Origin of the sequence: Savagea faecisuis (assembly GCF_042675605.1) — a bacterium.
GTDB lineage: Bacteria > Bacillota > Bacilli > Bacillales_A > Planococcaceae > Savagea > Savagea faecisuis.
Map to the genome: position 1 here is coordinate 199,371 of NZ_JBHTJF010000022.1, position 19,352 is coordinate 218,722.

18 protein-coding genes are annotated in these 19,352 nt (G+C 45.5%); 16 read left to right on the plus strand and 2 right to left on the minus strand.

Features of this window, described 5'->3' with window-relative positions:
• Position 1: 1 nt before the first annotated feature.
• Entirely contained in the window at positions 2 to 631 is a 630-nt protein-coding gene (pyrE, locus tag ACFQ0V_RS05740) for an orotate phosphoribosyltransferase (protein WP_381010829.1), read from the plus strand.
• 55 nt (positions 632 to 686) lie between these two features.
• Here pyrE and ACFQ0V_RS05745 read toward each other — a convergent pair whose 3' ends face one another.
• Positions 687 to 2,366, minus strand: a complete 1,680-nt coding sequence (locus ACFQ0V_RS05745; RefSeq protein ID WP_381010832.1) for an Rqc2 family fibronectin-binding protein — start codon at positions 2,364 to 2,366, stop codon at positions 687 to 689.
• A 136-nt stretch (positions 2,367 to 2,502) separates the two neighbouring features.
• Here ACFQ0V_RS05745 and gmk point away from each other — a divergent pair, with 136 nt between their 5' ends.
• The 12 genes from gmk (at position 2,503) to ACFQ0V_RS05805 (ending at position 14,752) form a co-directional block, all read left to right on the plus strand.
• Positions 2,503 to 3,120 carry a guanylate kinase gene (gmk, locus tag ACFQ0V_RS05750; protein ID WP_381010835.1) on the plus strand — a complete coding sequence of 206 codons (618 nt, stop codon included), beginning with the start codon at positions 2,503 to 2,505 and terminating at the stop codon, positions 3,118 to 3,120.
• Between the two features lie 4 nt (positions 3,121 to 3,124).
• Positions 3,125 to 3,355, plus strand: a complete 231-nt coding sequence (gene rpoZ, locus ACFQ0V_RS05755) for a DNA-directed RNA polymerase subunit omega (protein WP_381010838.1) — start codon at positions 3,125 to 3,127, stop codon at positions 3,353 to 3,355.
• 98 nt (positions 3,356 to 3,453) lie between these two features.
• Positions 3,454 to 4,656 carry a bifunctional phosphopantothenoylcysteine decarboxylase/phosphopantothenate--cysteine ligase CoaBC gene (gene coaBC, locus ACFQ0V_RS05760; protein ID WP_381010841.1) on the plus strand — a complete coding sequence of 401 codons (1,203 nt, stop codon included), beginning with the start codon at positions 3,454 to 3,456 and terminating at the stop codon, positions 4,654 to 4,656.
• The gene (priA, locus tag ACFQ0V_RS05765; RefSeq protein WP_381010844.1) at positions 4,653 to 7,058 is read left to right on the plus strand and encodes a primosomal protein N'; all 2,406 of its coding nucleotides are present in this window, start codon (positions 4,653 to 4,655) and stop codon (positions 7,056 to 7,058) included. Before coaBC ends, priA begins: the two co-directional genes overlap by 4 nt.
• Positions 7,059 to 7,071: 13 nt before the next feature.
• Positions 7,072 to 7,542 carry a peptide deformylase gene (gene def / locus ACFQ0V_RS05770; RefSeq protein WP_381010847.1) on the plus strand — a complete coding sequence of 157 codons (471 nt, stop codon included), beginning with the start codon at positions 7,072 to 7,074 and terminating at the stop codon, positions 7,540 to 7,542.
• Positions 7,539 to 8,477 (plus strand): methionyl-tRNA formyltransferase, encoded by a 939-nt coding sequence (gene fmt / locus ACFQ0V_RS05775; protein ID WP_381010848.1) that lies wholly within the window; start codon positions 7,539 to 7,541, stop codon positions 8,475 to 8,477. Before def ends, fmt begins: the two co-directional genes overlap by 4 nt.
• On the plus strand, positions 8,474 to 9,805 hold the full coding sequence (gene rsmB, locus ACFQ0V_RS05780; protein WP_381010850.1) for a 16S rRNA (cytosine(967)-C(5))-methyltransferase RsmB: 1,332 nt from the start codon (positions 8,474 to 8,476) through the stop codon (positions 9,803 to 9,805). The genes fmt and rsmB overlap by 4 nt, the downstream gene beginning before the upstream one ends.
• Positions 9,806 to 9,829: 24 nt before the next feature.
• Positions 9,830 to 10,591: a Stp1/IreP family PP2C-type Ser/Thr phosphatase gene (locus ACFQ0V_RS05785; RefSeq protein WP_381010853.1), complete on the plus strand. Its 762-nt coding sequence runs from the start codon at positions 9,830 to 9,832 to the stop codon at positions 10,589 to 10,591.
• Positions 10,588 to 12,546, plus strand: a complete 1,959-nt coding sequence (gene pknB / locus ACFQ0V_RS05790; protein WP_381010856.1) for a Stk1 family PASTA domain-containing Ser/Thr kinase — start codon at positions 10,588 to 10,590, stop codon at positions 12,544 to 12,546. Before ACFQ0V_RS05785 ends, pknB begins: the two co-directional genes overlap by 4 nt.
• A 9-nt stretch (positions 12,547 to 12,555) precedes the next feature.
• Entirely contained in the window at positions 12,556 to 13,443 is an 888-nt protein-coding gene (gene rsgA / locus ACFQ0V_RS05795; RefSeq protein WP_381010857.1) for a ribosome small subunit-dependent GTPase A, read from the plus strand.
• Between the two features lie 2 nt (positions 13,444 to 13,445).
• Positions 13,446 to 14,108 (plus strand): ribulose-phosphate 3-epimerase, encoded by a 663-nt coding sequence (gene rpe / locus ACFQ0V_RS05800; protein ID WP_381010860.1) that lies wholly within the window; start codon positions 13,446 to 13,448, stop codon positions 14,106 to 14,108.
• On the plus strand, positions 14,105 to 14,752 hold the full coding sequence (locus tag ACFQ0V_RS05805; RefSeq protein WP_381010863.1) for a thiamine diphosphokinase: 648 nt from the start codon (positions 14,105 to 14,107) through the stop codon (positions 14,750 to 14,752). The genes rpe and ACFQ0V_RS05805 overlap by 4 nt, the downstream gene beginning before the upstream one ends.
• Before the next feature lie 50 nt (positions 14,753 to 14,802).
• Here the strand turns inward: ACFQ0V_RS05805 and rpmB are convergent, their stop codons facing one another.
• Positions 14,803 to 14,991: a 50S ribosomal protein L28 gene (rpmB, locus tag ACFQ0V_RS05810; protein ID WP_194561375.1), complete on the minus strand. Its 189-nt coding sequence runs from the start codon at positions 14,989 to 14,991 to the stop codon at positions 14,803 to 14,805.
• Between the two features lie 223 nt (positions 14,992 to 15,214).
• Between rpmB and ACFQ0V_RS05815 the strand changes: the two genes are divergently transcribed.
• The 3 genes from ACFQ0V_RS05815 to recG are packed head-to-tail and all read left to right on the plus strand — an operon-like array spanning position 15,215 to position 19,345.
• Positions 15,215 to 15,577: an Asp23/Gls24 family envelope stress response protein gene (locus tag ACFQ0V_RS05815; RefSeq protein WP_381010866.1), complete on the plus strand. Its 363-nt coding sequence runs from the start codon at positions 15,215 to 15,217 to the stop codon at positions 15,575 to 15,577.
• An 18-nt stretch (positions 15,578 to 15,595) separates the two neighbouring features.
• Complete coding sequence (locus ACFQ0V_RS05820) at positions 15,596 to 17,236, plus strand: DAK2 domain-containing protein (protein WP_381010868.1); 1,641 nt, start codon at positions 15,596 to 15,598, stop codon at positions 17,234 to 17,236.
• Between the two features lie 60 nt (positions 17,237 to 17,296).
• Positions 17,297 to 19,345 carry an ATP-dependent DNA helicase RecG gene (recG, locus tag ACFQ0V_RS05825; protein ID WP_381010871.1) on the plus strand — a complete coding sequence of 683 codons (2,049 nt, stop codon included), beginning with the start codon at positions 17,297 to 17,299 and terminating at the stop codon, positions 19,343 to 19,345.
• Positions 19,346 to 19,352 lie beyond the last annotated feature (7 nt).

Here is a 19,352-nt window from a genome sequence, read left to right on the forward strand (position 1 = left end):
CATGACAATCGAAAAACAAGTAGCAGAAATTTTATTACAAGTAGGGGCTGTCGAATTAAGCCCGAACGACCCTTTTACATGGGCTTCAGGTATTCAATCACCGATTTATTGCGATAATCGTCTAACGATGGCAGACCCAGTCGGTCGTAAAGTGATTGCGAAAGGTCTTGCGAACATTATTCGCGAACAGTTCCCAGAAGCGAATGTCGTCGCAGGAACAGCGACAGCGGGTATCCCGCACGCTGCTTGGATTGCGGACGAACTCGAATTGCCGATGGTGTACATCCGTTCAACGCCGAAAGGACATGGACAAGGACGCCAAATCGAAGGGAAAATGCAAGAAGGCGACCGCGCGATCATCGTGGAAGACCTCATTTCAACAGGCGGAAGCAGTTTAAACGCTGCGGAAGCGGTGAAACGTGAAGGATACGATGTAGCAGGAGTCGTTTCGATTTTCACATACGGTTTAAATAAAGCGGACGACATGTTTAAAGAAGCTGGGCTTGAATATGCGAGCTTAACGAACTTCGCTGCACTTGTCGAAGTAGCGGAGCAAAATGGTGCGATTGCGAAAGAAGACATCGATGGTCTTTTATCGTGGCATGCTCAATTAAAAGAAGGCACATTATAAAAGAGAACGGCAAATAAAAGCGCATGAAATCAATCATTGATTTCATGCGCTTTACTCATTGTTTTAATTGGCGGACGAGTTGTTCATCCGGTGTGACGAATAATGTTTGTTGTTCGAAATAATTCACGAATCCAGGTTTTGCGCCTGACGGTTTTTTCACGTGACGAATTTCCGTATAGTCAACAGGAACATTCGAAGACGTGCGCGCTTTACTGAAGTAAGCAGCAATGACCGCAGCTTCTTGCAATGTCGTTTCGTCTGGATTGTCGCTTAAAATGACGACGTGTGAGCCTGGAATATCTTTCGTATGCAACCACGTATGGTGACGGCTCGCTAATTTAAAGGTGACGTGATCGTTCTGTTTATTATTTTTCCCGACGGCGATCGGAATACCTGTTGACGATTCGTAACGCTCGATGACCATTTTCTTTTTCTTCTCTTTTTTCTTCGAGCGACGTTTTCGCATGTAGCCATTTTCGATTAATTCTTCCCGAATTTCATCGATATCGTCTGGTGTCGCCATTTCTACTTGTTGAAGTAATGTTTCGAAATAGTCGAGTTCTTCTTTCGTTAAACGCATCTGTTCTTTCAATTGAATGAGCGCATTTTTCGCTTTCGTATATTTCGTATAGTAGCGGTTCGCGTTTTCAATCGCCGTTTTGCGAGGGTCGAGTGGGATCGTCACTTCTGAACCGTCGTAGTAATTTTCGACCGTCACTTCTTTCGCATTCGCTTCAATTTGATAATGATGAGCCATGAGCAGTTCACCGTACAATTGGAAATCATCCAATTTTTCAGCGTCTTGATATTCTTTTTGAAGCACTTTTTCTTTTTTCACTAATTTCGCTCGCTCGTTCGCTAACCATTTTTCCAAATCTTGCGCTTGCGCTCGCACACGTTCACGGTCTGCTTTTTCGAAATAAACGCGGTCGAGTAAATCACCGAGCGATTTTGCTTCATAAATGACTTCATCAGCGGTCGTTAACGGATGAGCGGAGAAGATGTCGCGTCCGTCTTTTTTCATGACGACAGGTTGAAATGGTAACGTTTCAAACGATTCGATGAAGTGGCGATACGTTTGGAACTGTAAATTTTGTTTTAACAGAGCATACAATTCGGTCGCATGAATTGGGGCGATCCCTTGTAAGTATTGGATGAAGTCTCGTCCTTTTTCAAGCTTATGATATATGTCGAACAGTTCTTCTTCGCTTATCGTGAACGGGTTCTTTTTTTCTTGTTCGGGTGGTGAGACGTACGTTGCGCCTGGAAGGACAGTTCGGAAGCTGTTCATATACGGCGGTAAATGTTTGAGCGCTTCGATAATTTTATCGTCGCCTGGATCGACAACCATTAAGTTACTATGGCGCCCCATCACTTCCATAATTAATGTGCGTGTGATCGGGTCTCCAATTTCATTATGACTCGCAATCGTGAAATGGATGATGCGGTCGTTGTCGACTTGTTCGATCGCTGTGATGATTCCAGATTCAATATGGCGGCGTAAAATGGTACAAAACATCGTCGGTTCAGGTGGATTCGTAATCGTCTCTTCCGTCAGTTGAACGCGCGCGTAAGAAGGGTGAGCGGAAAGCAACAGTTTCACATTTTTTCGCTGGGCACGCATCGTGAGAACGACTTCATATTCGTTCGGTTGATGTACGCGGTTAATGCGTCCTCCTACGAGTTGTTGTAATTCGGTGACGATCGCACGTGTAAATAGTCCATCAAAAGCCATAATCATTCCTCTTTCTATCATCGTTTATTTTACATCTTAGCATTTTTCTATTCTTCTATGGTATAATACGAACAGATTATCGTCTATTCTTTTGCGGTTTGGACGGGTAGTAAATCATGATGTAAAGAGGGATTCCATGTATAAGAAAAAGGGCTTGCTTATCGTATTATCAGGACCGTCTGGTGTCGGGAAAGGGACGGTTCGAAAAGCGCTTTTCGAAGAGCCAGATACGAACTATGAATATTCGATTTCCATGACGACACGTTCGCCACGCGAAGGTGAACAAGATGGGATCGATTATTTTTTCAAATCGAGAGATGAATTTGAAGCGCTCATCGAAGCGGGGCGTTTGTTAGAACATGCCGAATACGTCGGCAACTATTACGGCACGCCGATGCAATATGTTGAAGAGATGATCGAGGCAGGGCGCGACGTCTTTTTAGAGATTGAAGTAGAAGGCGCGAAACAAGTGCGTGAGAAGATGCCGGAAGGATTGTTCATCTTTTTAGCACCACCGAGCTTATCCGAATTAGAAAATCGTCTCATCGGACGCGGTACGGAAGAAGCAGACGTCATCGCGACACGTGTTGCACGTGCACGTGAAGAACTAGAGATGATGCATTTATACGATTATGTCGTTGAAAATGACGACGTTCAAAATGCTTGTGACCGAATTCATGCGATCGTGACAGCAGAACATTGCAAGCGTGAACGTGTCGAACAACTATACAAACAAATGTTGAGAGGGGAATAAACCATTGTTATATCCATCAGTAGATAGATTAAAAGAAAAAATCGATTCAAAATACACACTCGTGACGCTCGCATCGAAGCGCGCACGTGAAATGCAGGAGCGCCATTTATATTTGCTTGACGAAGAAGAATATAAAGCGCATAAAAATGTCGGAAAAGCGTTAGAAGAAGTCGTAGCAGGCGTATTGACGAATGCAGAGCGCGACGAATCAGTCATTTACGAAGACGAAGTATAAAAACTTTTGGAGACACCTCCCTTTAGAACGATCTCGCTCTCTGAAGGGACTGTCTCTTTTTTATTTTCATTTTTCATCTAGTAAAAGGAGGAGTTTCAATGGAACAGAAAAAAGTGTTGTTAGCGGTAACGGGAGGCATCGCGGTCTACAAAGCGGTCGCCTTAACGAGCAAGCTCGTACAAGCGAATTTTGACGTGAAAGTGATGATGACGGAAAGCGCCCAACAATTTGTGACCCCTTTATCTTTTCAAGCGATGTCGAGAAATGATGTATATGTCGATACGTTCGATGAAAAAGATTCCGCAAAAATTGCGCATATCGATTTAGCCGATTGGGCGGATTTAATTATCGTAGCGCCTGCGACGGCGAATGTCATTGGAAAATTGGCGAACGGCATCGCAGACGATATGATTACGACGACTTTGCTTGCGACGGAAGCGCCCATTTGGATAGCGCCTGCGATGAATGTGCACATGTACGCGAATCGCGCAGTAGAACGCAATATGCAAACGTTGCGCCAAGACGGTTTTACGTTTATTGAGCCAGGTGAAGGATATTTAGCGTGCGGTTACGTCGGAAAAGGTCGCATGGAAGAGCCAGAAGCGATTACAGAACGCGTCGTCCGTTACTTTACAGAAGCAAAGCCGCTCCCGTTGAAAGGGAAACGCGTGGTCGTCACGGCCGGTCCGACATTAGAACGAATTGACCCAGTTCGTTACATTTCGAATTTTTCAAGCGGCAAAATGGGGTTCGCGATGGCGGAAGCAGCGCGTGATTTAGGAGCGGACGTGACACTCGTTGCAGGTCCGGTAGCGCTCGATACACCAGCTCGTATTCAACGCATCGATGTCGAAAGTGCAGCCGATATGTTAGAGGCGGTACTCTCGCGTTACGACGAAGCGGATATCGTCATTAAGTCGGCAGCCGTTGCGGATTATCGACCGAAACATGCGGCGGATCAAAAAATGAAAAAACAAGAAGGCGACGCAGCGATTGAACTGGAGCGCACGACTGATATTTTAAAAACACTCGGTGCGCAAAAGACGCATCAATTGTTGATCGGTTTCGCAGCGGAGACGAACGATGCGCTCACATACGGTCGAGGCAAATTAGAAAGTAAAAACGCTGACTACATTATCGTCAACGACGTGACAAACCCAGATGGTGGTTTCGGCAACGATACGAACGTCGTCACACTCGTCAGTCGAGATGGCGAAATGCCGTATCCAGCGATGGATAAGCGCATGTTAGCCCATCAATTATTAACGTACATTAGCGAAAAGGAGTTTGACCATTCGTGAAAATAGCACAAGTCATCGTCGACGTATCCACTTATGCGGTAAATCGTCCATTTGACTATGCGTTAAACGAAGATGCTCCCTATGTCGAAATCGGGAGCCGTGTGAAAGTGCCGTTCGGTCGTCGGGACGTCATCGGATATGTCGTCGGTTTAAAAGAAGAAACCGATGTAGATCCAGCAAAACTAAAGCCGATTTCTGAAGTGGTCGATTACCGTCCAGCGCTCACCGAAGAGCTCGTGGAACTCGCTCAACATTTAGCACATCGTACTATTTGTTATGAAATCGATGCACTGCAAGCGATGCTTCCTGCTGCGATGCGTACGTCGTACGAACGACTCGTCGTCGCAACCGTTTCGCTCGAACAGCTTTCTCCTGCGTTGCGCGATATTTTTGAATCGTCACCGACACAGTCATTCGATTCATTGACATCTGCACAGCAAAAGCTTTGTAAAGATGCTGCACTCGTAGGGGACGTTGAATTTCGAACGGCGATGAAACAACAGACGGCGATTAAAACAGAGCGTGTATTGCACGTCCCTTCCCTTGAGCGACTTCAACAAATCGAAGGAGAACTATCGAATCGTGCGCATAAGCAGAAGCAATTGCTCGCGTATTTGATGAACTATCCGAACGAAGTGCTCGTTGAAAAAGTCGTACGTGAAGAAGCGGATGTCGCGGGTCCGACGATTCAAACATTCGTCACTGCAGGCTACGTGGAACGCTCAGAACGCGAAGTGTACCGAGAAATCGATGCCTCTCAAATGGCGTACGATGAAAAGCTCGCTTTAACGACAGAACAACAACGCGCTTTTGAAGCGGTACGCGATGCGATCGATGCATCACGAGCTGAAACCTTTTTGCTTCACGGCATTACAGGGAGCGGAAAAACAGAAGTGTACTTGCAAGCGATCGAACGCGTATTAGAGCGCGGAGAGCAGGCAGTCGTCCTCGTACCGGAAATCGCTTTAACACCGCAAATGACCGCGCGATTTAAAGGGCGATTCGGAGAGCAAGTAGCCGTCATGCATAGCGCTTTATCGCAAGGTGAAAAGTATGACGAGTGGCGAAAAATTAGACGAGGGGAAGTGTCGGTCGTCGTCGGTGCACGGTCTGCCATTTTTGCGCCGTTTACCAATTTAGGTCTCATCATTTTAGATGAAGAACATGAGTCCACGTACAAACAAGAAGACGTTCCCCGTTATCATGCGCGAGATGTTGCGATTTGGCGGGGGAACTATCATCATTGTCCAGTCTTGCTCGGTAGTGCAACCCCAGCATTGGAGTCCTTTGCACGAGCGCAAAAAGGTGTGTACACGTTACTTTCCATGACGGAACGACCGAAACAATCAGCACTTCCAGAAGTGTCGGTCGTCGATATGCGGGAAGAGTTGCGCACTGGGAATCGTTCGATGTATTCTCATGCGCTCATTCAAGCGATTCGCGAACGGATGGAGCGCGGTGAACAAATCGTCCTTTTTTTAAATCGAAGAGGGTTCGCATCTTTCATGCTTTGTCGCGATTGTGGAACGACGATGCAATGCCCGCATTGCGACATTTCATTAACGTATCACCGCTCCGTCGAACGTTTGAAATGTCACTACTGCAATTACGAAACATATGTCCCGCCGAAATGTCCGCATTGTGAAAGTGAGTCGATGCGATTTTTCGGTACTGGAACGCAAAAAGCGGAAGTGGAATTAAAAAAAGTCATCCCTGACATATCGGTCATTCGAATGGATGTCGATACGACGAGTCGTAAAGGAGCGCATGAAAAATTGCTCAGCGCATTCGGACGCGGTGAAGCACAAGTGTTGCTCGGCACACAGATGATCGCCAAAGGGCTCGATTTCCCGAATATTACATTAGTCGGCGTATTAGCTGCTGATTCAAGCTTGCATTTAGCGGATTTTAGAGCGAGTGAGCGAACGTTTCAATTGTTGACGCAAGTGAGCGGAAGAGCGGGACGTGCCCATTTACAAGGCGAAGTGATCGTCCAGACGTACGCACCAGAACATTATTCGATTCAACTAGCGAAACAACAGCAATACATTCCGTTTTACAATGTTGAAATGCAAATGAGGAAACGCTTCGGCTATCCGCCGATGTTTTACATCGTCGCTTTACAGCTATCACACGCTTCTTTAGAAAAAGTGATTCACTATGCGAATCAAACCGCACGCTTTTTACGCCAAGCATTGGACGATACTTTTATAATCGTCGGTCCTGCTCCGTCACTCATCAGTCGGGTGAACGATAGATATCGGTACCAATGTTTGATAAAATACAAAGCAGAAAACAACTTGTTCGACGTATTGCATCAATTGATGCACATGTATCGAACGAAGTGGATGAAAGAGCATTTGCGCCTGTCCATTCAAATGGAACCGCAATCGCTCATGTAACGGAGGAACGTTTATGACAAACATACAATCATTAGTAGATGGCGAACGGATGACGGAAGAAGTGACGACATTTGACGAGTCGCTTCAACAACTAGCGAAAACATTAGTGACGACATTGCATCGCACAGACGGTGTCGGCTTATCCGCGCCGCAAATCGGGCGCAACGAGCGCATCGCAGTCATCGATTTTCAAGACGACCGCGACCCGCTCGTTCTCGTCAATCCGACTTTGCTAAAATATTATGGCAAAAGTGTAGAAATGGAAGGCTGTTTGAGCTATCCGGGAATATACGGAGAAGTCGAGCGTCCGGAAGCGATTCGAATCGAAGCGGAAGATGAATACGGTAAGACGTTCGAAATTACGGCAGAAGGTTTTGAAGCGCGTGCAATTTTACACGAAATGGACCATTTATACGGCATTTCATTTACGCAAAAAATAAAAACACGTGTCGATGCGGAAACATTTGAGGAGGAAGAAGAGTGACGAAAATTATTTTTATGGGGACACCCCCATTTTCAGTACCTATTTTAACGATGTTGCATGAAGAAGGATATGACATCGTAGGCGTCGTAACGCAACCAGATCGCCCAGTCGGTCGCAAGCGTGTGATGACACCGACCCCTGTGAAAGAAGAAGCGTTACGTCTCGGCTTACCTGTTTATCAGCCGAACCGTTTAGCGCAATCGGAAGAACTGGAGCAATTGATCGCTCTACAACCGGACTTAATCGTAACGGCAGCGTACGGACAAATCGTGCCGAACGAATTGTTAGACGTTCCTCGTTTACGCTCGGTCAACGTCCACGCTTCACTTTTACCGAAATATCGCGGAGGAGCGCCGATTCATCAAGCGATCATCGACGGTGAAAAAGAAACAGGTGTGACGATCATGTACATGGAAGAAAAATTAGACGCTGGAAATATGATCGCAAAACGTGCGATTCCGATTACGGATGAAGATGATACAGGGACGATGTTTGATAAATTATCGCTCGTCGGTCGCGATTTATTAAAAGAAACGATGCCTGCCATTATCGATGGAACGAATGATAGCATCCCTCAAGATGAGTCGCTCGTCACATTCGCTTCGAACATTACGCGCGAACAAGAGCGCATCGACTGGAATAAGTCAGCGCGTCAAATTTTTAACCACGTGCGTGGACTTCACCCTTGGCCTGTCGCATATACGACATTTGACGGGGATAATGTTAAAATTTATCGAACATCGATCGTGGACGAAACGTCTAAAGGAACACCGGGAGCGATTGCGAAACTCTCCAAAAATGAACTATTCGTTCAAACAGGTGAAGGAACACTCTCTATTTTACAATTACAACCAGCAGGTAAAAAGAAAGTCGATGTCGTTTCGTTCATTAACGGAAACGGCGATAAATGGAAAGTGGGCGACCGATTCGAATGAAAAAACGACTAAAAGGAAATGTGCGAGACGCAGCCTTACAACTACTCATGGACATTGAAGAAGGTGGCTCTTATAGCAACCTCGCATTAAATAATGTCATTCAAACGTATGAATTAAATGAAAAAGATCGTCGTCTTTTGACGCAACTCGTCTACGGAACGCTCCAAATGCGCGATGCCCTCGATTACCGTATGAGCCCGTACGTGCGTGGTAAATTATCAGGATGGGTGCGCCAGTTGTTGCGCTTATCTGTATATCAACTCGACTATTTAACACGCATCCCAGACCGCGCTGTCGTTTACGAGGCGGTAGAAATTGCGAAACGTCGTGGACATCAAGGAATCGTCCGCACGGTGAACGGCATTTTACGCTCGTATTTACGTTCAGGGGGAGCGCCGTTCGAAGCGATTGAAAATCCGGTGGAACGTTTAGCGACAGAAACGAGTCATCCGCTTTGGATGATTGAAGCGTGGGTCGAACAGTACGGGTTTGAAGTGGCGGAACAGATCGCCTTTGCGAACAATACCGTTCCTGAACGGACAGCGCGCATTAACCGTACACAAACGACGGATGAAGAAGTGTTGGAAGAGTTGACGGACTTCGGCTACGCGGTTGAAAAACACCCGTACGTCGACGTTGCGATTTTACTTGAAGAAGGAAGTTTTGCAAGTTCTTTCTCTTTCCGTGAAGGGCGTCTTTCCATTCAAGATGCGAGCTCGATGTTAGCTGTCGACGCACTGGAAGTAGAAGAACATATGACGGTGCTCGATCTATGTGCCGCTCCAGGAGGAAAAACGACGTATATCGCTGAATCGATGAACAATACAGGAAAAGTGTATGCGCATGACATTCATGGTCATAAAATTTCAAAAATCGAAGAACAAGCGAACCGTTTACATTTGACGAATATCGAAGCGAGCGAATTAGACGGCGTCGTCGTGAAAGAACGTTATGAACCGAATACGTTCGACCGCATTTTAATCGATGCTCCGTGCAGCGGGCTCGGCGTCATTCGTCGCAAACCGGAAATTAAATATACGAAAGCAGAAGAAGATGTCATCGCACTGTCTCATTTACAGTTTAAACTCGTTAAAGAAGCGATTCCTCTTTTAAAAACGGGGGGCATACTCGTCTATAGCACGTGCACGATCGATCAACGAGAAAATGAAAAAGTCGTCGAACGTGTATTGTCTGAATTTCCGAATATGAAATTGAAAAAAACGTATGCGCATGAGCAATTACAACTCGAAGAAGAGATGATTCAACTATTGCCGAACGAATGGGAGAGCGACGGCTTCTTTATTGCCGCTTTCGTAAAACAAGAATGAAGGATTGAGTAGGGAGGTATGACGATGCATTATGCGATTTTATCGGATATTGGAAAAAAGCGAGCGGTCAATGAAGACCGTGCCGCTTTTTACATTCATCCTGAACGTTCCGGCCTCATTCTCGCTGTCATTGCAGACGGAATGGGCGGACATCGTGGGGGCGACTATGCGAGTAAAACGGCTGTTAAATTAATCGGTCAGCAGTTTACCGCGCTATCGCCGAACGATGTGGAAACAATCGATTGGGAACAATGGTTGCTCGATACGATTCAACAAATTAACTATCATTTATTCGACCTCGCTTTACGCAATGATAAGTATCAAGGGATGGGCACGACGTTAGATGTCGTCATTATTGACGATACGCACTGCGCTCTTGCACACGTAGGAGATAGCCGCATTTACATGATTGCGGGGGATCACATTCGTCAATTGACGAAAGACCACTCTTTCGTGAACGCTTTGTTAGAAAGTGGCGAAATTACACAAGAAGAGGCGGAGCATCATCCGAGAAAAAATTGGATTGTTAAAGCAGTCGGTTCAGAGCGTCGTACGGTAGCGGACGTAGCATCTATTCGCTTATCAGATCCGGTCACCTTTTTACTTTGCACAGACGGCTTGAGCAATTTACTTAAAGAAGAAGAAATTTTAACAATCATTCAAGAACAACAGCCTCTTCAAATGCGTGCTGAACGTTTAATTGAACGGGCGAACGCTTTAGGAGGAGACGATAACATATCCGTCATACTCATTGAATGGTGGAATAAGGAGGTGGATTCACTTTGATTGGAAAACGTATCGGAGAGCGGTATGAATTGTTGCAAGTGATTGGAGAAGGTGGCATGTCGCGCGTTTATTTAGCACGTGACGTCATTTTAGACCGTGAAGTGGCCATTAAAATTTTGCATTACGATTTTGCAAATGAAGAAGATTTAAAGAAGCGATTTCAGCGTGAAGCATTATCTGCAACGAGCTTATCTCACCCGAACATCGTCGATATTTATGACGTCGGGGAAGATGGCGAAATTCATTATTTAGTGATGGAATATGTGAAAGGGCAAACGTTGAAAACATACATTCAACAACGGGGCCATTTAACGGCATATGAAGCAGTTCCGATTATGGAGCAGCTCGTTTCGGCAATCAGCCATGCACATCATAACGGCATCATTCATCGTGATATTAAGCCACAAAATATTTTAATGGACGGCTCAGGTAATGTAAAAATTACAGATTTCGGAATCGCGATGGCGTTAGATGCGACAGCGTACACGAAGACGAACTCCATCATAGGAACCGTTCATTACTTATCACCTGAACAAGCACGTGGTGGCATGGCGACGAAACGTTCGGACATTTATTCGTTAGGAATTGTCTTTTACGAATTGTTGACCGGAGAATTACCTTTCGCTGCTGAAACTGCAGTAGCGATCGCTTTAAAACATTTACAAGAAGAGATTCCGTCCGTGCGCAGTCAATACCCTGAAATTCCACAAAGTGTGGAAAACGTCATTTTAAAAGCGACGACGAAAAGTCCAGACCATCGCTATCAATCTGCGGATGCGATGTATGAAGATTTGCAGACGGCACTCGACACGAATCGTTTGAACGAAGCGAAGTACTTCATCCCTTACGATGACGATGCGACGAAAGTGATGCCGGCGATCAAAGATTTACCGAAAGTGGAAGAAGCGGATACGATCATTCAACCTCCTCCACGCATAGAACCACAACCTGAAGAACAAGAACCGACACCACCTCCTGCTAAAAAAAGCAAGAAAAAATGGTGGATCGGAGGGGCGATTCTCGTCTTATTACTCGCCGCAACATTACCGTTCGTCTTCGGATCGAAAAAAGCGACCGTCCCTAAAGTGGTAGGTGAAGAAGAAAAAGAAGCGGTTGAAATAATTGAAGCGGCAGGTTTTGTCGTGGAAGAATCGATTGAAGAGCCGTCTGACGAAGCGGAAGAAGGCATTGTCATTCGCACTATCCCAGACGGTGGCGTACAGCGAGAAAAAGGTTCGAAAATTACGATTTACGTTAGCAGTGGTCACGAACGAATGAAATTCGCGAATTATGTCGGTCGTTCCATCGACGATGTGAAAAAATTGTTAGCTGATTTTGACTTCGATATTCAAGTGGAAGAAGAGTTTAATGAAGCAGAACCTGGAACGATCATTAAACAAAATATCGAAGACGGGGAAGAGATTGTCCCGAAAGAGACGACCGTTATTTTTACGGTAAGTAAAGGAATTGAAATGAAGAAAGTCGATAAGTTAATCGGTATGTCAGAGTCCGATTTAACATCTTATGCGAAGTCTTCAGGATTTGATATCCGCATCGTACGCGAAGAATTTTCAAGTGAACAAGAAAAAGGAAAAGTCATTTCTCAACAACCGAGTGCTGGAAGTGAATTAGAGCGTGGTGGTCAAGTGAATGTTGTCGTTTCAAAAGGACCTCCTGCGAAACCAGTGAAACTGATCGTACAATCTGTCACGATTCCTTATGAAGACTTAGGGAATGATGAGGAAGATGGAGAATCTGAGCCACAAAGCATTCGCATCTATGTACAAGATCGTAAGCATTCGATGACAGACCCGATTGAAACATTCGACATTACCGAAACGACGAAACGCCGCATTACGATTGAATTAGAAGAAGGGCAACGTGGCGGTTACCGCATTATGCGCGGGGCGACAGTCATTGAGGAAGAAATGTTTGACTATAAAGACGTTGAATAGGAGGATGACATGACGACAAATGTAGGGCAAATTCGTAAAATTAACCGAGATGTGTATGAAGTACAAGCAGGTGAAGAAATCGTATTATGTATGGGCCGAGGGGTTTTCCGCAAAAGAAAAATTCATCCGAAAGTGGGAGACCTCGTCGATTATGAAGAAGACGGTGACAATTTAGCACTCATCACACATGTTCATGAGCGTAAAAATGAGCTCGTCCGTCCACCGATTGCGAACTTAGACCAAGTCATTCTCGTCTTTTCAGCAGTAGAACCGGCATTTAGCGTCCATTTACTCGACCGTTTTTTAGCGGTCATCGAGGCGTATCACGTGGAAGTGCTCATCTGTTTAACGAAGACCGACTTAGCTTCTGAAGAAGAGCTTATCGACATTCGAAAGACGCTTCAATATTATGAAGCGCTCGGGTATACTGTGTTAGAGACGAATCCGACAGCGCCTGTCTCTCATGAAGTGATGCGCCCGCTCATTAACGGAAAGATTTCTGTATTAGCTGGTCAATCAGGTGTCGGGAAATCGACATTTTTAAACTCTTTATTCCCAGAGCTCGATTTAGAAACAGCGCACATTTCAGCGGCGCTCGGCCGTGGGAAGCATACGACGCGTCATGTCGAACTCATTCGCATTTATGACGGGTGGATTGCGGATTCTCCAGGATTCAGCTCGTTAGATTTTCAAACGATTGAAAAAGAGGAACTGCGCTTTTCATTCCGTGATTTTAACGAAGTGAGTGATCATTGTCGCTTTACGAGTTGCTTGCATTTAAAAGAGCCGAAATGTGCGGTGAAAGAAGCGGTGGAAGCAGGAGACATCATGCAGACGCGCTATGATCATTATGTCCAATTTATGAATGAAATTTCAGAACGAAAGCCGAGGTATTAATTATGGTTAAAATTGCACCATCTATTTTATCAGCAGACTTCGCCAAATTAGGCGCAGAAATTCAAGAAGTGGAAGCAGCAGGTGCCGACTGGATTCATGTCGACGTAATGGACGGACATTTCGTTCCGAACATTACAATCGGTCCACTCGTCGTCGAAGCGATTCGTCCCGTTACGAATTTGCCACTCGACGTCCACTTAATGATCGAAAATGCCGAGCAATACGTGGAAACATTTGCGAAAGCAGGAGCGGATTACATTACGGTACACGTAGAAGCGAGCCCGCATTTACATCGCACGATTCAAATGATTCGCAACGCAGGAGCGAAACCAGGTGTCGTATTGAATCCACATACGCCAATCGAAGCGATTTTGCCGATTTTAAGCGAGGTGGACCTCGTATTATTTATGACGGTGAACCCAGGATTCGGCGGACAAGCGTTCATTCCAGAAGTGTTGGATAAAGTGTCAGCCCTTCGCGCGATCATCGATGAAAAAGGATATGACATCGACATTGAAATTGACGGTGGCATTAACGAAGAGACGATTCAAGATGCGGTGCGTGCAGGAGCGAACGTTTTCGTAGCAGGTTCAGCAATCTTCAATAAAGAAGACCGTGCGAAAGCATTGCAAGGAATTCGTGCAGCTGGAGAACGAGCGAAGTGAAAATTATCGTCGTAGCAGGCAGTCCTGAACAGGTGAGCCCACTTCCGACAGGTGATTATTATATCGGAGCAGATCAAGGGGCGATGGCGATTATTCGTCAGCGCCTCCCGCTCTATTTAGCGATTGGTGATTTCGATTCGGTGACGCCAGAAGAATGGCGAGACATTGAGAAGAGTGCACAACATGTAGAGGAATTCGGAGCGGAAAAGGACGAGACGGATTTAGAGCTCGCTGTACAGCGGGCCATTGAACTAAATCCTGATGAGATCATTTTGACGCAAGTGACAGGGGGCAGACTCGACCATTACATGTCGGCCGTTCACCTCATGTATCGTTTCCAACGACAATATGCGCACATCCGTTTTCAAATTCGCGATACGTACAATATTCAATATTTTTTACCGGCAGGAAAACACGACATCATGCGTGATGAGCGATATCCGTACGTTTCTTTTTTCGCTTGGGAAAGAGGAATGACGAATGTGACATTACGTGGTGTGAAGTACGAAGTGACGAACGACGAGATCCCGCTCGGGTCGACGCGTTTTACGAGCAATGAAATTGTCGCATCTAACGCGACGATAGCGTTCGAATTAGGGACAGTACTCGTCATGCATAGCCGAGAAGATGAGAAAAAAGCATAAGAAAAAACGCCAATCGATCGACTTGGCGTTTTTTCTTATGAACGCGTCAATTATACGCGTTGAACTTTTCCTGATTTAAGCGCTCTTGCAGATACCCAAACACGCTTCGGTTTACCGTCAACCATGATGCGAACTTTTTGTAAGTTAGCGCCCCATGAACGGCGAGTAGCGTTTAACGCGTGTGAACGTGCGTTTCCTGTACGTGCTTTGCGACCAGTAATAACACATTGTTTAGCCATTTTATTACCTCCTCGCTCTTAATTAGACATGCCTAATTGCATACTTTAACACTTTACCATAGGTTTTCTCGTAGGGCAACCTTTTTTCTCGCCTTTCAAGATGTTTTACTTTACATTGAAATGACACGAATGTAAAACAGAAATATGGTATAATGTACGAATGTTTGAATCTCGCGTTCAGTGTAGTACAATATAAGGAAAGTAAGCTTGAGGAGGGACGCATATGTCAGTCGAAGTAAAAACAAATTTAGGAACGATAGACATGACGAACGATGTCATTGCGCAAGTAGTAGGAGAAGCGACGATGGAATGTTACGGCATTGTCGGCATGGCATCACAGCACCAAATTCGCGATGGATTAACAGACATTTTACGCAAAGAAAATTACGGGCGTGGTGTCGTCGTACGCAAACAAGCGGACGGTTTAGAAATCGATGTTTACATCATCGTAAGCTACGGTACGAAAATTTCAGAAGTAGCGTATCAAGTACAATCGAAAGTGCAATACACAGCAAAACAAATGCTTGCATTAGATGTGAAAGCAGTTAATATTTATGTTCAAGGAGTTCGTGTGACGAACGTGTAAAAGGAGGATCTCAATCTCATGGACAAGATTGATGGATTGCAATTAAATGAAATGGTTCAAATGGGCGCGCATCATTTAGCGACGAACGCTGATTATGTCGACTCATTAAACGTGTTCCCAGTACCTGATGGGGATACAGGAACGAATATGAACTTGTCGATGACGTCAGGTGCGAAAGAAACTGAAGTGAAAGCGGAAGCGCATATCGGACGTACAGCACAAGCTTTATCGAAAGGGCTCTTAATGGGAGCGCGCGGAAACTCAGGGGTTATTTTATCTCAATTATTCCGCGGTTTTGCGAAAGCGATCGAAAAAGAAGAAACGGTCACAGCATCAGTTTTCGCACAAGCGTTACAATACGGGGTAGAAACAGCGTATAAAGCGGTTATGAAACCTGTAGAAGGAACGATTTTAACAGTAGCGAAAGATGCATCGAATCACGGTGTCGAAGTCGCAGAACAAACAGATAATATTATCGAAGTGATGGAAGCGGTCGTTCGTGAAGGGCAAGCTTCTTTAGAACGCACACCAGATTTACTTCCTGTATTGAAGCAAGTCGGCGTCGTCGATAGTGGTGGTCAAGGCCTCGTCTACGTATATGAAGGCTTTTTGGCGAGCTTAAAAGGCGAACCTTTACCGGAGCGCAAAGAAGATGCATCACTCGATGATCTCATCCGCGCTGAACATCACCGTTCTGTACAAGACTTCATGAACACAGAAGATATCGTCTACGGTTACTGTACAGAATTTATGGTGAAGTTCGAAGAGGCTAAAACGAAAGAAAAAGCATTCGACGAAACAGCATTCCGTAACGAATTAAGCGAAATTGGTGATTCGTTATTAGTCATTAGCGACGATGAAATTGCGAAAGTACATATTCATACGGAGCAACCAGGGGAAGCATTTAATTTAGGACAGCAATACGGTTCACTCATCAATATGAAAATCGAAAATATGCGCGAACAGCATATTGCGATTGTCGGTGAAGAGAAGATCGAAAAACATCCGTACGCGATCGTCACAGTAGCGATGGGCGCAGGAATTGCGGAATTACTTCGCAGCATCGGCGCAAGCTACGTAATCGAAGGCGGCCAAACGATGAACCCGTCAACGGAAGATATCGTTGCGGCAATTAAAAAAATCGAAGCGGAACGCGTCATCATCGTACCGAACAATAAAAACATCGTCATGGCAGCGAAACAAGCGGCAGAAGTGTTAGACATCGAAGCGGCAGTCGTGGAAACGCGTTCTGTACCAGAAGGCATTACAGCGATTTTAACATTCAATCCAGAAGCGTCGGTTGAAGAAAATAAACGCGACATGACAGAAGCGGCAAGCGAAGTGAAGACAGGTCAAGTGACGACAGCCGTTCGCGATACAGAAATCGATGGCGTCACGATTAAAAAAGACGAATATATGGGCATTGCGCAAAGTAAAATCGTCGTCTCCCTTCCGAGCTTACGACAAGCAGTGGAACAGACAATTGCGACATTGATCGATGAAGATTCTGAAATTGTTACGGTGTTATACGGAGAAGACGTAACAGAAGAAGAAGCGTCTGCTTTAGCAGAATGGATCGAAGAGCAATACGAAGAGGTAGAAGTAGAAGTGCATGACGGCAAGCAACCACTTTACCCATACATTATATCGGTAGAATAATTAAAAGGGAGAATCGCTCGTCGATTCTCCTTTTTCAATGGAAGAAAGGAGCGAATGTTCATGCCGATTCATTATACGGATCCGATTACACGTTTAAAAGGTGTCGGCCAAGCGACGGAAGACAAGTTAACTGAGCTCGGAATTGAAACGATTGAACAACTCATTTACACCTTTCCTCAAAGGCATGACGACTTTACGTTAAGCGATTTAGAACGCGCTGAACACGGTCAAAAAATAACGGTGGAAGGCCGCATTGAAAGCCCAGCGACTGTCTTTTTCACAAGTCGTGGTCGGTCGCGATTACAATTTCATTTAAAAGTCGGTCCTCATTTAATTAAAGTCGTCTTTTTTAACCAACATTATTTAAAAGACCGTTTGACGGCAGGTGAAATCGTAACAGTGAACGGGAAATGGGACCGTGGACGTCAAACGATCACCGCTCAAAAACATTTTCAAGGACCACAGACAGACGAAGAACAGATGGAGCCGGTTTATCGATTAAAAGGAAAAATGCATCAAAAGACGTTTCGCAAGCTCATTCGTCAAGGGCTCGATGCGACGAAAGGCCAGCTTGCAGACCCTTTACCTGAAGTGATTCGATTGCAAGAAGAGTTACTCTCCATCGATGAAGCGCTCGAACAACTCCATTTCCCGACATCGCCTGAAGAAAATGAGCGGGCGCGACACCGTTTAAAATATGAAGAATTTTTCTTATTCCAATTGAAAATGATGGCGATGAAACAAAAGCGCAAAAAGCCAGGGACAGGAACGGTCATCGCCTATGACAATGACCGGTTAAAAGAGATGATTCAGTCGCTTCCGTTCGAAATGACGAATGCGCAAAAGCGGGTCGTCAACGAAATTTGTCGCGATTTAAAAAGCGATATTCAAATGAATCGTTTACTGCAAGGGGATGTCGGTTCTGGAAAAACGGCAGTCGCAGCGGTCGCGATGTTTGCGGCCATTACAGCGGGGAAGCAATGTGCATTTATGGCACCGACGGAAATTTTAGCAGAACAACATGCGGAAACGCTCGCCGATTGGTTGGAACCGTTTGGCATCCGCGTCGGATTTTTAGCAGGGTCCACTCGAGTGAAAGCGCGCCGAGAATTGTTGGAGCATTTAGCGACAGGAGAATTGCACGTGTTAATCGGAACGCATGCGCTCATTCAACCAGACGTCGTCTTCCATGATCTCGGACTCGTCATTACCGATGAGCAACATCGTTTCGGTGTAGAACAGCGTCGTCTATTAAAAGAAAAAGGTGAAACGCCGGACGTACTTTTCATGACGGCAACGCCGATTCCACGTACGTTAGCGGTCACGACATTTGGCGAAATGGACGTTTCCATCATTGATGAACTACCTGCAGGACGCAAGAAAATCGAAACGTATTGGATGAAAGAGGACGCCCTACTTCCGCTTTTAAAACGAATGGAAGTGGAGCTAGACCAAGGTCGCCAAGCGTACGTCATTTGTCCGCTCATTGAAGAGAGCGATAAACTCGACGTTCAAAATGCTGTAGACGTCCATCAACAACTGGAACAATATTACGCAGAGCGCTACTCGGTCGGATTGATGCACGGTCGCTTGCATAGCGATCAAAAAGATGCCGTCATGCGTGAATTTGCGGAAGGGCGCGTTCACGTACTCGTTTCCACGACCGTCGTGGAAGTCGGCGTGAACGTACCGAATGCGACATTTATGATCATTTATGATGCGACCCGTTTCGGTCTTTCTCAATTGCATCAATTGCGCGGGCGCATCGGGCGAGGAGAACATCAATCGTATTGTATTTTACTCGCGGACCCGAAAAATGAAGAAGGACGCGAAAGGATGCAGTCAATGGTGGCGACGACGGACGGATTTTTACTCGCCGAAAAAGACTTGCAGTTGCGCGGTAGTGGCGACTTATTCGGGACAAAACAGAGCGGTATGCCTGATTTTCATTTCGGGGATCCGGTCAACGATTTTGCGCTCATGCAGCAAGTGCAACAACGAGCGACACAACTGCTTGAAAATCCAGCATTTTGGGAAGAAGAACGATATGCACCGTTACGCACATATTTACATGAATCGAACGTTTTATCAGGAGAGCGAATCGATTAATTGTAGT

Bases quoted from the DNA above. Each gene is read 5' to 3' on its own strand.
- rpe (WP_381010860.1), top strand. From the start codon at position 13,446: ATGGTTAAAATTGCACCATCTATTTTATCAGCAGACTTCGCCAAATTA.
- def (WP_381010847.1), top strand. From the start codon at position 7,072: ATGACAAACATACAATCATTAGTAGATGGCGAACGGATGACGGAAGAA.
- ACFQ0V_RS05745 (WP_381010832.1), bottom strand. From the start codon at position 2,366: ATGGCTTTTGATGGACTATTTACACGTGCGATCGTCACCGAATTACAA.
- rsmB (WP_381010850.1), top strand. From the start codon at position 8,474: ATGAAAAAACGACTAAAAGGAAATGTGCGAGACGCAGCCTTACAACTA.
- rpmB (WP_194561375.1), bottom strand. From the start codon at position 14,991: ATGGCTAAACAATGTGTTATTACTGGTCGCAAAGCACGTACAGGAAAC.
- recG (WP_381010871.1), top strand. From the start codon at position 17,297: ATGCCGATTCATTATACGGATCCGATTACACGTTTAAAAGGTGTCGGC.
- gmk (WP_381010835.1), top strand. From the start codon at position 2,503: ATGTATAAGAAAAAGGGCTTGCTTATCGTATTATCAGGACCGTCTGGT.
- pyrE (WP_381010829.1), top strand. From the start codon at position 2: ATGACAATCGAAAAACAAGTAGCAGAAATTTTATTACAAGTAGGGGCT.
- ACFQ0V_RS05785 (WP_381010853.1), top strand. From the start codon at position 9,830: ATGCATTATGCGATTTTATCGGATATTGGAAAAAAGCGAGCGGTCAAT.
- rsgA (WP_381010857.1), top strand. From the start codon at position 12,556: ATGACGACAAATGTAGGGCAAATTCGTAAAATTAACCGAGATGTGTAT.
- ACFQ0V_RS05815 (WP_381010866.1), top strand. From the start codon at position 15,215: ATGTCAGTCGAAGTAAAAACAAATTTAGGAACGATAGACATGACGAAC.
- ACFQ0V_RS05820 (WP_381010868.1), top strand. From the start codon at position 15,596: ATGGACAAGATTGATGGATTGCAATTAAATGAAATGGTTCAAATGGGC.
- coaBC (WP_381010841.1), top strand. From the start codon at position 3,454: ATGGAACAGAAAAAAGTGTTGTTAGCGGTAACGGGAGGCATCGCGGTC.